The organism is Lentibacillus persicus (assembly GCF_900112705.1).
GTDB classification, from domain to species: domain Bacteria; phylum Bacillota; class Bacilli; order Bacillales; family Amphibacillaceae; genus Lentibacillus; species Lentibacillus persicus.
Genome location: NZ_FOMR01000001.1, coordinates 290,982 through 305,593, shown reverse-complemented (window position 1 = coordinate 305,593; position 14,612 = coordinate 290,982). Strand labels below are relative to the sequence as shown.

Annotated in this window: 14 protein-coding genes; 1 reads left to right on the top strand and 13 read right to left on the bottom strand. The window is 39.2% G+C overall.

Annotated elements, in window-relative coordinates; all coding sequences use genetic code 11:
• Nucleotides 1-108: 108 nt before the first annotated feature.
• The 12 genes from BMZ22_RS01575 to BMZ22_RS01520 all read right to left on the bottom strand — a co-directional run bounded on the left by BMZ22_RS01575 (nt 109) and on the right by BMZ22_RS01520 (nt 11,826).
• Nucleotides 109-846 carry a 2-phosphosulfolactate phosphatase gene (locus BMZ22_RS01575; protein ID WP_090080347.1) on the bottom strand — a complete coding sequence of 246 codons (738 nt, stop codon included), beginning with the start codon at nt 844-846 and terminating at the stop codon, nt 109-111.
• A 71-nt stretch (nt 847-917) separates the two neighbouring features.
• Nucleotides 918-2,129: an acyl-CoA dehydrogenase family protein gene (locus BMZ22_RS01570; RefSeq protein WP_425434262.1), complete on the bottom strand. Its 1,212-nt coding sequence runs from the start codon at nt 2,127-2,129 to the stop codon at nt 918-920.
• Nucleotides 2,130-2,186: 57 nt separating this feature from the next.
• Complete coding sequence (locus BMZ22_RS01565; protein ID WP_090080343.1) at nt 2,187-3,233, bottom strand: phosphotransferase family protein; 1,047 nt, start codon at nt 3,231-3,233, stop codon at nt 2,187-2,189.
• Nucleotides 3,234-3,257: 24 nt separating this feature from the next.
• Complete coding sequence (locus BMZ22_RS01560; protein ID WP_090080342.1) at nt 3,258-4,028, bottom strand: enoyl-CoA hydratase; 771 nt, start codon at nt 4,026-4,028, stop codon at nt 3,258-3,260.
• 362 nt (nt 4,029-4,390) lie between these two features.
• Entirely contained in the window at nt 4,391-4,984 is a 594-nt protein-coding gene (locus BMZ22_RS01555; RefSeq protein WP_090080340.1) for a TetR/AcrR family transcriptional regulator, read from the bottom strand.
• 123 nt (nt 4,985-5,107) lie between these two features.
• Complete coding sequence (locus BMZ22_RS01550; protein WP_090080339.1) at nt 5,108-6,178, bottom strand: phosphotransferase family protein; 1,071 nt, start codon at nt 6,176-6,178, stop codon at nt 5,108-5,110.
• Between the two features lie 23 nt (nt 6,179-6,201).
• Complete coding sequence (locus tag BMZ22_RS01545; protein ID WP_090080337.1) at nt 6,202-7,830, bottom strand: acetate--CoA ligase; 1,629 nt, start codon at nt 7,828-7,830, stop codon at nt 6,202-6,204.
• Nucleotides 7,831-7,913: 83 nt separating this feature from the next.
• Nucleotides 7,914-8,318 carry a nuclear transport factor 2 family protein gene (locus tag BMZ22_RS01540; RefSeq protein ID WP_218144013.1) on the bottom strand — a complete coding sequence of 135 codons (405 nt, stop codon included), beginning with the start codon at nt 8,316-8,318 and terminating at the stop codon, nt 7,914-7,916.
• 36 nt (nt 8,319-8,354) lie between these two features.
• Entirely contained in the window at nt 8,355-9,452 is a 1,098-nt protein-coding gene (locus BMZ22_RS01535; RefSeq protein WP_090080335.1) for an LLM class flavin-dependent oxidoreductase, read from the bottom strand.
• 54 nt (nt 9,453-9,506) lie between these two features.
• Nucleotides 9,507-9,998 carry a flavin reductase family protein gene (locus tag BMZ22_RS01530; protein WP_090080333.1) on the bottom strand — a complete coding sequence of 164 codons (492 nt, stop codon included), beginning with the start codon at nt 9,996-9,998 and terminating at the stop codon, nt 9,507-9,509.
• 77 nt (nt 9,999-10,075) lie between these two features.
• Complete coding sequence (locus BMZ22_RS01525; protein WP_281242066.1) at nt 10,076-10,408, bottom strand: VOC family protein; 333 nt, start codon at nt 10,406-10,408, stop codon at nt 10,076-10,078.
• Nucleotides 10,409-10,644: 236 nt separating this feature from the next.
• Nucleotides 10,645-11,826 (bottom strand): iron-containing alcohol dehydrogenase, encoded by a 1,182-nt coding sequence (locus BMZ22_RS01520; RefSeq protein ID WP_090080329.1) that lies wholly within the window; start codon nt 11,824-11,826, stop codon nt 10,645-10,647.
• Between the two features lie 191 nt (nt 11,827-12,017).
• On the opposite strand from BMZ22_RS01520, the gene BMZ22_RS01515 reads away from it, so the two are divergent.
• Nucleotides 12,018-12,962 (top strand): alpha/beta hydrolase, encoded by a 945-nt coding sequence (locus tag BMZ22_RS01515; RefSeq protein WP_177183322.1) that lies wholly within the window; start codon nt 12,018-12,020, stop codon nt 12,960-12,962.
• A 167-nt stretch (nt 12,963-13,129) separates the two neighbouring features.
• Here the strand turns inward: BMZ22_RS01515 and BMZ22_RS01510 are convergent, their stop codons facing one another.
• Nucleotides 13,130-14,581: a flavin-containing monooxygenase gene (locus BMZ22_RS01510; protein ID WP_245745154.1), complete on the bottom strand. Its 1,452-nt coding sequence runs from the start codon at nt 14,579-14,581 to the stop codon at nt 13,130-13,132.
• Between the last annotated feature and the right edge of the window lie 31 nt (nt 14,582-14,612).

The window sequence follows — 14,612 nt, the reverse complement described above, 5'->3', positions numbered from 1 at the left end:
CCAAACAGCCCCGAATAACTTCCATTAATTCACAGCGAATCACAAACACTATTTTACAAGCATTCAATTGCTCCACCTCCAGCAATCATTAAAAATAAAAATGGATACCTATTTTTCATCTATACGAAGGGTTGCTCTATCGGCAATATATGGAACAATTCGACATACATCCTTTTTGGCAGCAAAATCGATAGACTCTCTCATCCCCAGACTAGTTAACATTTTTCCAACTCGGGAAGCATGAAATATTTCTGCCGCTTGGCCGCCTATTCCCCTGGCGAAATGAAAAGCGGACAATGCTGCGTCCGTTAAATCCCATTCTTCTTCCTTGCATTGCGCGATTAAACATTCAATAAAATAACCCGCTCCATAAAAATCCTCTACACAAAATTCGCCGGATGATCCGGCACAAACCAATAAAATCGTTTCGTCTTGACAATTGTCCAGAAGTCTTCTCGCTACTGCTACACTATTTAATAACGATGCAGCATATATGCTTTTGGCGGACAAGACCTTCTTAAGGGCTACTGTTCCATTGGTTGTACATAACACCATCGTTTTATCCGAAATCTTCCCCGTTAAAGCCAATGGGTCTGGAGATATGAACCCTTCAATGGTTAACCCCTGATCTTCGCCAACCAGCTGGCCGTTACCCTCCGGGATAGCCTTTATCACTTCCTTTGCTTCTGATTGGTCTAAGACAGGAATAACCTCCCTTGCTCCATGTTCGAGTGCTGTCGTTATGGTTGTTGTGGCAAGCAGGATATCAAACACAACTGCTATTTTATTATCTAAATATCTCTCATCTACATCTTCTTTTTTTAATATGACATGGATTTTACGCATTCCCCGCCACCTCAGTTTTCTGGCATATATGAATTGGGCCTGTTTCACTTTTCTTTCTGACAGCCGATTGATTATTTATATTTCTTTATTTCTTCTCGCGCAACTGTCCTTCTATGCACTTCATCCGGTCCATCTAGAATTCGAATTGTGCGCAAATTTGCCCAGCTGGCTGCAAGGATAAAATCATCACTGACGCCCGCTCCCCCGAATGCTTGAATGGCCCGGTCGACAACATTTAGAGCCATTTTCGGTGCAATCACTTTAATCATCGATATTTCCGCTTTTGCTTTCTTATTTCCAACGGTATCCATCATATAAGCCGCCTTTAAGGTGAGTAATCTCGCCTGTTCAATCTCCATACGTGAATCTGCTATCCATTGCTGAACAATTCCCTGATCTATCAATCTTCCGCCAAATGCTTCACGGTCCCGGACACGCGTCATCATTAATTCCAGTGCTCGTTCAGCTGCCCCAATAGACCGCATGCAATGATGAATTCGGCCGGGCCCGAGCCTGCCTTGGGCAATTTCAAAACCTCGTCCTTCACCTAACAGAATATTGCCGGCTGGAACTCTCACATCTCTAAATTCTATTTCCGCATGGCCATTAGGCGCATGATCATAACCAAATACATTTAACGAACGCTTCACTTCTACACCGGGTGTATCAATTGGAACGAGGACCATAGATTGCTGTTTATGACGAGGTGCAGCAGGGTCACTTACCCCCATTACAATAGCAATCTTACAGCGCGGATCCAACGCACCTGTCGACCACCATTTCGTACCATTAATGACATATTCGTCTCCATCCCGAACAATACTTGCACTAATGTTTACAGCATCTGAGGAAGCAACATCAGGTTCTGTCATTGAGAAGCAGGAACGAATGTCACCATTTAATAGAGGGATAAGCCATTCATTTTGTTGCTGTGTTGAGCCGTAGTTTAAAAGGACTTCCATATTTCCTGTGTCCGGAGCATTACAATTAAAGACTTCAGGTGCAATATGTGACCGCCCGATAATTTCACATAATGGTGCATATTCCAGATTGGATAGACCCAAACCAAATTCTCGCTCCGGTAAAAATAAATTCCACAAACCTTTTTCTTTTGCCTTTTGTTTTAATTCCTCCATAATTGGCGGGATTTCAGAAAATCGGTCATGGCTATTGATTTGTTCTGCATAAATTTCTTCATTCGGATAAATATATTCCTCCATAAATAACTTTAATCTTGCTTGCAGATCTTTTACTTTATGGGAGTGTTCAAAGTACACAGCCATTCCTCCTCCGTATTACCCATAAAACAAAGAAACTCACGTTCGATAAAGCGCTTTCAATCATATCAATCGATTGTTTTTGGCCTCTTCGGCCATTTCCAAAAGGTGTGCTATACCTTGATTCAGAGTGGAAAAACGGTCATCTTTCACTTCACCAATTTTCCACCTGTAATATAACTGCTGCAGTATGCCAGCCAATTTATAAAACCCCAGTGTTAAGTAAAAATTCACGTCAGAAACGTCTCGCCCGCATATTTGTGCATACCTTTCGAGGAAGTCCCTACGGCTATAAAATCCAAAGCCCGCCTCATCCGTCACAGAAGTTAACCCCATATCCGGATCGCCTTCTTCCGTCCAATAAACAAGTGATGATCCCAAATCTGTTAGCGGATCACCAATCGTTGATAACTCCCAGTCAAAAACACCGATTATTTTACCCGGATCGCCTTTTTCAAACATCATGTTATTCAGTTTAAAATCATTATGAACAATCGATACTTCTCTATTGGATGGGATATGATTGATAAGCCACGTTTCCAAATCCTTTAAGTCTATGAGGTCGTCTGTTCTTGACCTTTCAAAACGTTTCTTCCACCCATATACCTGTCTCTCTACAAATCCCTCTGGTTTCCCCAGATTATGCAAACCATTCTTATCCACATCAATATTTTGCAAATCTATTAAAGCAGAAATGACTGCTTCTGATATATCCTTTCCGGCGTTTTTTATTTCCTTAAATGCTTCAGGAATCTCCGCATCAATCACAATCCCATTTTTCTTCTCCATGATATAAAAATGCTTATCCATTATATTTGTATCTTCACAGAACATATATGGCTTCGGTGCTAAAGGATAAACCGGATGTATCTTCTCAATAATCCGGTACTCCCTTTCCATATCATGTGCTTTTGGCGGTATATAGCCAAAAGGCGGCCGGCGTAAAACCGCTTCCCATTCCCCAATCTTAACCATATAGGTCAAATTGGAATAACCTTCAGTAAACTTTTTCACAGACATTTCTTCGTCTTTTGACAAATCGGTAATATGATTGCGGATATACGTTTCAATCTTTTGCCAATCAATTGTATCGTTTTTTTGCTTTTGCATGGCATCAGCCCCCTTTGATCGTAACTACTTGTGTGTAAAAACAGGCTTTCGTTTTTCAATAAATGCACGAACACCCTCTTTGGCGTCTTCTGTTACAAAAAGGTCGTCAAATAGCTGCTTCTCCATATCCTGACCTTCATCAATCGGAAGCTCGCTGCCAACATTAACCAAGTGTTTAATCCGACTCAACGATTGCAGGGAATGATTGGCCAACTTTTGTGCCAGGCTGTTTGCCGCATCTCTTCCTTCCCCTTTAGGAACTATCTTGTTGACAAGTCCAAGTCTGTGAGCTTCCTCAGCAGATAATGGATCTCCCGTAAACATCATTTCTTTTGCTTTTGAAGCACCAACGATTCGCGGCAAACGCTGTGTGCCGCCTGCTCCAGGAAGCAGTCCGAGATTAACCTCCGGAAGACCAAGCTGAGCATGTTCTTCAGCAATTCGAATATCAGCGAGCAAGGATAATTCCAGGCCGCCGCCAAGTGCAAACCCATTCAGGACAGCTATCACCGGTTTAGAGATGTTTTCTATCCGATCAAAGACGTCATGTGTATCAATCTCTGTGCTTTTATTTTTTTCTTTATCCGGAAATTCCTTAATATCAGCCCCAGCCATAAAAGCACGCTCCCCTGCCCCGGTAAGAATGACAGTTATAACTTTGGGATCATCTTTTAGCGCCTGAAACACCTCATCAAGCTCTTTTGTCACCTGCACACTCAAAACATTCATTGGCGGATTATCAATTATTACGGTTGCAACACCATTCTCCTTTGTTACGGACAGTAATTCGGCCATGAAAATCTTCCTTTCTTATAAATAGTTACTATTCATCTGTTTAACTTATAATTTTATTTTTAAACAATTGGTTAAATAAGAGGTTAAAAAAATTTATGTATAAATCTATATTAAATGTTGATATATATTATTATTTATTACGGCAGCTAAAAACGCTCATTCTGCCTGTATAATTTAAACTATATCAGAAACACAGGTTAAAATCAATTTATTTTTAGATAATTTGGTTTATTTAAATTTTTATAACTACTTTATTTCTAATGAACTAATGGAAAAACCTAAAAGCGCTGAACATACATCCATGGAATCAGCTAGAAAAGGACTTCTTTATTTCTTAAGAAGTCCTTAAATAGTCGGTATTTCTAATCATTTTGTTTAAGGATACGCAATAGGTATTTCGTAATGGATGAGGCCATTTCTTCTCCTCGCATCTCTCCCTCGGGAGAATACCATCGAATCACCCAGTTCATAGCACCTAAGATGATATTTCTAACAATTTTTACATCGACCGGGGCGAAAACATTGGAATCGATACCTTCAATGATTAAACGATCAATTTCACTTGCATACTTTGATCTTAAATCTAAAATTGATTTCAGTTTATTCCCTTCAAAAAACTGCTCCGGATTAATCCCCGTTTCAAACCCGGACCTTTCAGCTATTAAATATTCTATATGAGCAGTCATAACTTTTGATAGTTTATCTTCCACTGAAATATTTTCCCGCTGTATATCTGCAACTGTATTAATACTGGATTCCAGAAGCATTTTATAGCTTTGGTAAAGTAAATCATGCTTATCCTTAAAATAATAGTACACAGAACCCTTTGTCATAAGAAGTTTGGCTGCGATATCTTCCATCGTTGTATTATGATAGCCTTTTTCAGTTATGATGCTAATTGCAGATTTTACTATTTCCTCTTTTTTCTTCGCTGTTTTTTGCGCTCGTAAAGACATTGTTCCACTTCCTTCAACAAAATTCGATATCATTCAACATTATTCTAAACGTTTATTATTTTTATGTCAATTTAGTTATCTAAAAATTCAACCAGATAAGTGAAAACGCTGTTTATTACATTTTCAGGGATATAATTTTCGATCAACAACTTTATATGCCTGCTTAATTAATCTCTTTGCCCGCCGATGGAATTCTGCAAAACGTTCATCCCTCGATTTTCCAATCTTCCAGCGGTAATAAATCTGCTGTAGAGCAACACCCAGCTTGAAATAATTCAAAGCAATGTAAAAATCCATATTTTGAATATCGTTATTTGTTTTTCTGGCATACCGTTCAATAAATTCATTACGAGAAATAAAACCATCCTTTTTTGCTGTAATGGCTGGCAGACTTTTTTTAATAGATTCAGGATCATCCTGTTGAACCCAGTAAACCAATGCACCTCCGAGGTCAAATAATGGATCGCCAATTGTCGCCATTTCCCAGTCCAAGATAGCATTGATACTAGTCAAATCCCTGGAAAGCAACATATTATTTAATTTATAATCGTTATGGATAATACTGCTTTTCGCTGTTTTTGGAATATTATCAATGAGCCAATGACATACTTTATCGACATATGGAATTGAATCTGTTTTAGTTTTTTCATAGCGGTTAATCCAGCCATGGACCTGTCGTTCAATAAATCCGTTGGGATGACCAAATTGCTTAAGCCCAGCCTCTTCGTAATTGATGGTATGCAATTCTGTAAGCCGATCTACTACCGCATACGAAAGCTTTCGAAGTCGTGCTTCTGTAATTTCCACATCCGGCGGAAATTCTTCATCCAGCACAATTCCTTTTTTCCGCTCCATCACATAAAAAGGGACGCCGATAATAGATGTATCCTCACACATGACATATGGTTCCGGAACATATGAAAAGTAAGGATGAAGTTTCTTGAGAAATGTCGACTCCCTTTTCATATCATGTGCTTTAGGAGGCAATGGCCCATCAGGAGGTCGCCTTAATACCCCTTCCCAATCCCCAAACCGAATGAAATATGTTAAATTAGACAACCCGGTTGAAAATTGTTTTACCTCTAAAGGGGCAGTGGGAAGTTCACCATACTGTTCGGCTATATATTGTTTCACAGCCTGACGGTCAAAGTCTTCTCCTTCGCGGACCTCTGTAATGTCTTGCTTCACACTCATGAAATACACCCCCTAAACTGTCCTTATTTCAATTCTTTTGCCATTTCCCGCAACTGAAAGCGCTGAATTTTACCGCTTTGAGTTTTCGGCAGTTCATCAATAAACTCGACTTCACGCGGGTATTCATGTTTGGATAACCTTTCTTTAACAAACAAACTTAATTCATCAGCAAATTCCTTGGAAGCTCTTGCTTTATATGCATCTTTTAGTACAACGAATGCTTTGACGATTTCACTTTTTACTTGATCAGGTTTTCCAATAACAGCAACTTCCTGAACAGCCGGATGCTCAATCAGGCTGCTTTCTACTTCAAAAGGTCCGATTCGGTAACCTGCGCTTGAGATAACGTCATCAGACCTTCCTTGAAACCAGAAATAACCATTCTCATCTTCCCTCGCAAGATCACCTGAAACCATCCAGTTTTTTTTCATCTTCTCTTCAGTTTTCTCCGGGTTATTCCAATACCCAAGAAAAAAGAATGGAAAGGCTGTTCGATCAACTGCAATTTCTCCAATTTCTCCCTGCTGGACGGCCTCCCCGTCCTGATTTATTAATTTAACGTTATAGCCTGGAGACGGAAACCCCATTGAACCTGGCTTTACTTCCATATCAGTACTATTATAATTATTAATAATCATTCCGAGCTCAGTTGCGCCATAATGATCATAAATCTCTCGGCCAAAGTTCTCTTTAAAAAAGCGGACGACTTGAGCGTTTAGTGGTTCACCGGCACTGCTGAATTTTTTCAAATGGAAATGATATTTCTGCACGAGATCTGAACCAGCAGCCATCATTGCCCTGTATGCTGTGGGAGCAAATGCAAAACTTGTAATTTTATAATCTTGCAATAGTTGATAGGTTTTTTCGACTTCAAATTTTCCTTTATATATTAAAATTGATGCACCCATGGAGAGCGGTGCAAATGTACATTGTATAAGTCCAAACGACCACCCCGGATCCGCCCCGCCATATAAACGGTCATTCATCTCTGTGCCCATGGCATATTTCTGATATGGGTAGATGCTGAGCAAAATTTTGTGACCCCATGTTGCACCCTTAGGTAATCCTGTTGAACCGGAAGTATATTGGATAGCCGATGGATCCATTAACGTGGTGGGTTCAGTTACATGTTCTTTGGAAAACGTCTCCAAAAACTCCCAAAATGTGAGTCTCCCGGCGAATAGTTCATCAATAACAATAGTTTCTGTAGTTATATTTTCCAATTTCTCAGCCTGTTCTTTATTCGTTAATAATAGCTTGCAATCACAATCTAACATTCGATGACGAAGTGCTTCAGGGCCGAATGCAGTAAATAAAGGCACATAAATGGCCCCGATTTTCCAAGCTGCCAGTACCGTTATATAAAGTGCCATATCCTTGCCTAACAGACCAGCTACCCTGTCTCCTTTTTCAACGCCATAAGACCGTAACAGATTAGCCATTCTGTCTGATTTTTCTTTTAACTGATAAAATGTCCACGTCTCTTTTCGCCCGTGTTGATCCTCATAATAAATAGCTACCCTACTGGGATCATTTGCCCAACGGTCACAGGCTTCATGGGCCATGTTGAATTTTTCCTCCGGGTCCCAGTCATATTTTTTCAATACGTTTTTCCATGAGAAATTTTCATTTATCTCCTCATAAGACAACATCGGATCACCCCCACTAAAAAGTAATTATTATGTACAAAAGGAGAACAACTCTTGAGCTTTGTTCTCCTTTTGCAATTCATGTCTTATTCGCCGAGAAAAACATAACGTGTATGTTCCGTATCAAGAAATTCCTTGACCTGTTGAATCTTTCCGTCCTCCACAACAAACAGAAAATGGTATAAGTTATTGTAAATCTTGCCGTTAGTCATTTCTGCATAGGATTCAGTTTCAACAGCAACACGGTTACCATCAACTGTCCATGCAATTGGTGTCAGGCGGATGGCACCTTCTTTTGTAGCCGTCGCGAGTCCTGAGTTCATCTCCCTAAATTCTTTCATATCCTTTTCACCAGAAACGCCCTCGATATTACCGGCAACCCACCATGTTGCTGTGTCAGACATGTAAGTTAAGAATCTATCAATATCTCCTGTCGAAAAAGTGTCCATAAATTCTTTAACAATCTTCTTATTTTTTTCTTCTAAACTCAACCTATGCAATCCACCCTTCAAATTTGAAATTTAATTTCAAGCTTTTTGTTTTGCTTCTTTTTTCTTGAAGTATGGAATAACGTCTTTAGCCATTCTTTCCATAGATTCACGAACTAACTTATCTGACATGCCGCCCACACGGTGCCAACAACTAAGTTGTTTTAAACCAAATGCTTCTTGCATCCCTTCAATTTCTTCAATTAATTTCTGTGGACCATCAACGTGAATGACTCCCCCTTCACGCATTTGGTCAAAAGTAATGCTCGACAAATTCTCAGCTACTGCATCCCATGATTCATAAGATTTAGGTGCTTTTCCATCAGCCCCTGGCACTAACGCTCCGACCTCTTTAAAATACCAATTAAAGTAATCTTTTGTTCTTTCATACGCAACTTCTGCATTATCAGCAACATGCATTTGCAAGTTTACAGGGAAGTCAATATTCTCCGGTTTCATTCCTTTTTCAATTAATGCTGCTCTTGCATCTTTTAATTGACCTTTCACATCTTCCAATGTTCCCAATGTTGGGGTTGCAGTTATATTCAAGCCCATATCAGCAACAATTTCAAATGTTTCAGGACTAATAGACGCTACGTAAATTGGTGGTTCCGGCTGAATCGGCCTTGGTCTAAGCGTAACATTATCTAATTGATAAAATTTACCGTCATATGAAAAGTTTTTATGCTTCCAAAGACCAGTTATGATTTCCAATTCTTCTTTAAATCGTGCTCTTGTGTCTTCCATACTTACACCTAACTGCTTAAATTCGGTTGGCTGATAACCCCTGCCAACCCCAAATTGCAAACGGCCCCCGCTAATGATATCCGCCATCGCATAATCTTCAGCAATACGTATCGGATTATTCAACGGCAGCACAGAAATAAGAGTTCCTATTTTCATCTTTTTCGTACGTTCAGCAATAGCTGCCATTGCAACTGCCGGGTTGGCCATGGAACCGTAAGCAGTAGAATGATGTTCGGCAAGCCATACTGAGTCAAACCCTAATTCTTCAGCGTATTCAATTTGACCTAGCATTTCATCGTACGCTCTTTTAAAGTCTCCGTCTGGGGATTCAAGTACATAAAACATTCCAAATTCCATTATTAAATCTCCCTTTCCTTTTAAATTTTTCATTTAATTTTATAGCAGAACTAATCTGTTTCTTCTCGGAATCTTCTCTATGTTAGGTTAAGCATTTAAATATTTACCTTTAAAAAATATTAACGGTTCCTTATTAGGATTCGCTTCTCCCGATAAGACTTCTCCGATTACGATGATATGATCACCGCCTTCATAGTGGGTGCTTACTTTGCAGTCTAAATAAGCTATTGTCTCGGGTAATATTGGACTGCCAGATGTGTCCTCAAAATATGCCACTCCCTCAAATCTGTCGATACCACGTGTAGAAAATTGTTTGGATATACCAGTCTGATCACTTGCAAGAACATTGATAGCAAAGTAGTTTGTATTCATGAATACATCATAGTTACTCGAGTTTTTATCGATATTAAATAATACAAGTTTCGGATCTAATGATAAGGAAGTAAATGAATTTGCAGTGAACCCTATTGGATTTCCTACCTCATTCTTTGTTGTAATAACGGTTACACCTGTACTAAAATTGCCAACGACATTACGAAAAGCGCGGGGATCTAAAACGTCATTTTCCAGCTTAACCATTTTGATTATTTCCCCTTTCTAATCAGAATTATTAAATCCCAAAACATTCCCGACCATCCTCTTTAAAGATTACCCAGTCACTTACTGCTTTGATATAACTGTACAAGGTTATTGGAGGGATCGCGGAAATAACACGTACTTCCATGACTCCCCATATCACGCACTCTACTGATATTAACCCCTTTGTTCTGCAGTTCCTTTATTGACTTGTTCAGATTCTCTACCTCAAATGTAACAACCGCTCCACCTTTTAACTCCTCTGGGACTTCCTTTGGTCCCCCGAGTGCAAATGTCAATCCGTTCACCTTAAATTGTGCCCATTGATCTCTGTCTGCGAATTGTAAAGAAAGTCCAAGTACATCCTGGTAAAAATCCTTTGTTTCTTCCATATTCGAAACTCCGTAATACACATTTTTTATCCTGAGCACATTCTACACCTCCTTATTTCATTTCTTTTAGATCGATGAACTTATGTAACGACCTCCTTTATGTTAACGCTTACAAACAAAAGGTAATATTTTGTGTTTTCCAAGTATCTATAGTTGATTTAAAATCATTATACATATACAAAATTTAAATGTAAAGTATTTTTTTAATTTTTAAGTATTTTTTAAATTACAGTGAAAAAAGATCTTTTCATAACAAACTACCAGACCTTATAAATAAGCCTGGTGATCTCTTCTTCCAAACTTTCTGTTTCCATTACAAAATCATTTCTCTCTGCATAAATATCAACCAATATATTTTCAATTAATTCCGGAATTGATTCTTTTTTTACGTCGAAGTCACGCAATCGATTCGGAATATCCAGACTCTCAATTAAATCAGCAATCAGCCCCGGTGCTTTTTTAGCATTTTCAGTTACGCTATTACCCGGACTGGCAAAGCCCAGTTCCTCTGAAATTTGAGCTTGTTCATGATAGGTCCGGGGCAGGAGGAATTCCATCACAAACGGCAGCATAATAGCGGATGTCATGCCATGCGGGATATCATATAACGTTCCCAACTGATGGCCAATGCTATGAGATAGTCCTAGCTTAATATTAACGACAGAAAATAATGACAGCCAGGCACCTAATTGACATTCCAGACGGTATGCCAGATTTTCAGGGTGTCTCTTTGACAACAGTAAATTTTGATGCAGCTTTTTTAATGCCTGTAATGCGAGACTCGTATTAACAGGGTTCGGAGAGGGAGAGTAAAGCGTCTCTACTGCATGATCAACTGCACGAATTCCGGTTGATATCCAAAGCCACTCCGGCGTATCTCTTGTAAATACGGGGTCCAGGAATACTTGTTTTGGTGTCATATTTAAGTGAGAAAACTTATATTTTACCTGATCCTCTCCATTTGTTACACCGGCAATGCCCGTGAATTCTGCTGCTGAAAGGGTTGTTGGTATCGCGAAATTTGGAATATAGTTTCTCATGGCGATTTTCTTTTCCTGTTTATTTTCTGAATAAGCATATAATTCATCTTCCGCTTGTATATCTTCTGCTAATACAAACGATAGAATTTTGGCAGCATCAATAGGACTGCCGCCACCACAACTAATAATCAAATCAGGATTAAAGGATTTTATTTCTTTTAGATCCTTCATCAATAAGTCACCGGGAACATGCTGCTTAGAAAGTGTGATTAAAGTTTCAATTTGGCTGGCATGTATTTTTTCTAACATACCGTTATATGCTTCATTTCCCAAAATACTTTTGGTTGTGACGATTAACACCCGTTTAGCACTCCGCATGATAATTTGTTTTAACAATTCTTCTTGTACAATATCCTCTCCGTATTGAACATACTCCACCGGAAGAAACTGGTAATTCATTTTAAACACCACCTCTTATTAACAATTTATTTATTGCATCAGTTTAAAATATTATACCAGTATTAAAATATTGAATCAACGTTTTAATTTTAAAATATTATATATTTTTTAAATTTTGTATTGCATTTGTAGGTATATAGTTATATAATAGTTTTCAGAATGATTAAATGATTCTAAAGGGAGGAAATAGAATGACCTATCAAACAGCAGTTAAGAATTTACTTGACCAAATTAATTCTGCTGAGGGAAAACCTATCCAGGAAATGACAGTTGAAGAGAATCGTGAAGGACTGGCTGCCCTATACATGGATTTGGTTGGCGAACCCCAGGAAGTTAAAAAAGTAGAAAACATTAATATCCCGTCACATGATGGTGACAAAATAGGTTTACGACTATACACACCTGAAGGCAATGGCCCTTTTCCTGTGTTCGTGTTTTATCACGGTGGTGGTTGGGCACTGGGCGACTTGGAAGTTATCGATCCAATTATGCGCTGGGTAGCAAATGAAACCAGTTCAATAGTTGTTTCTGTCGATTACAGACTATCTCCAGAGTACAAATTCCCAATTCCTGTGGAAGATTGTTATACAGCTACAAAGTGGGTTTCGGACAACATTCAGAAATATGACGGTGATCCGAAGCGTATCGCCGTGGGTGGTGATAGTGCCGGCGGTAATTTGGCAGCTGTTATCCCTCTAATGGCCAAAGACCGTGGCGGGCCTGACATCGCATTGCAAATCCTGCTATACCCTGTAACAGATTTTGACACTACAACAGGATCATACTTAGAGAACGGTAAGGGCAACTACTTAGAAACAGAAGCAATGTATTGGTTTAATGATCAATACTTAAACAATGAAGCCGACAAGAAAAACCCTTACGCTGCACCATTACAAGCTAAAGATGTCTCGGGACTTCCTCCCGCACTTGTATTCACAGCGGAAAAAGATGTGTTGCGTGATGAAGGTGAAGCATACGTACAATATTTGAGAGAATCCGGTGTACCAGTTCAGCATACCCGATTTGACGGACAAATCCATGGCTTCTTCTGGATGCCGGCAATTATGGATGATGCCCACACAGCACTCGAACAAATTAAGAGCACATTTAAAGAACAGTTCTCTGCAACTGTATAAATTAAAGGAAAAAAAGGCTGTTAGGAGACATCCTCTTAGCAGCCTTTTTAATGCATACCGAACTATTTGATTTAACCATTGTTAGACCCTGTAGACAAAATATTTTCTTACCGAGAGTCCATATCTTCAATAGACCTTAAAGCTTTTAAAGCAACACTTAACCCTTTTCAGGTCTTCTTTAAGGTGGATTGTAAAGAAAATCCTTCATATCCTTGCGATGCAACTTCGCTACATTTTTCACGGTACGGTCCAACCCCACCAAGATATATAAGGAACCTTCGTGGTTTACCAGGAATATTCGCACCGGTATACCAAGAATCAGTGTTCGTAAACAGAGTAGTTTCGGCAACTTCCCGGCAATGCTTACTCCACTCGTCTTCAGCTTCCCGTTTTGCCTCAAAGATATCAATGTCTTTTTCCCGAAGATATTTAATACAATCTGATATCCACTCCACATGTTGTTCAATAGAAGTCGGAACATTACTTAATACAGAAGGACTTTCAGGGCCTGTAATCATAAACATATTTGGGAAACCAGATGTTGCAATTCCCAGATATGTTTTGGTTTGTTCACCATTCTCCCATTTTTCTTGAAGGGATATCCTATCTTTACCTCGAATATCAATTTTAAATAGCGACCCTGTCATCGCGTCATACCCTGTAGCAAAAATAATAATATCCAGCTCATACTCCCCATCAGTTGTGCGAATCCCTTCTGGAGTTATCTCAACAATTGGATTTGTCTTAACATCTGCCAAACTAACGTTTTTTCGATTAAACGTTTCATAATAACCCGTATCCTGAATGGATCGTTTCGTACCATAATAATACGTTGGACATAATTTCTCCGCAACTTCAGGATCATGGACAATCCCTCTAATTTTATTGCGGATAAATTCCGACACGGTTTCATTGGATTCCGGATTGATGGTTAAATCTTGGTAAGTTTCAAGAAAAAAACTACTTGCCCCACCTTTTTGCCAAGCAGACTCGTACAATTTTTCTCGCTCTTCAGGAGTATCATCTAGTGCTGAAGATCTCGCTTCCACATCATTAGGGAATCCACCAAAGGAGTATCGTCTTTTTTGCTTAAACGATTCAAAGTTATCTTTCACTTGTTTTAAATATTCCGGATCATATGGGTGGTTTCCTGATGGTACACTGTATTGTGGTGTTCTTTGGAATACAGTAAGGTGGTCTACTTCAGGTGCAATAGCAGGGATAACTTGAATACCCGTGGACCCAGTACCGATTACCCCAACTCGTTTCCTCTTGAGGTTAACTTCTTCCTTTGGCCAATTCCCAGTGTGGTACCACTCACCACGAAAACGATCTAAACCTTTGAACTTAGGAATGTTAGCGGTTGAAAGGCATCCCACTCCTGTAATAAAGTACTTAGCACTTATTGTACGGTCTTCGTTGGTTTGAATGATCCACCTATTATCCTCCTCGTGATAATGGGCCGAAATAATTTGAGTATTGAGCTGAATATCACGACGCAAATCAAACCTATCAGCCACGTAGTTCAGGTACTCTAATATTTCCGACTGCTTGGAGAATTTTTCAGACCAATTCCACTCCTTGAAAAGTTCCTCGGAGAAAGTAAAGTTATAATCTATACTTTCATTATCACAACGTGCTCCAGGATAA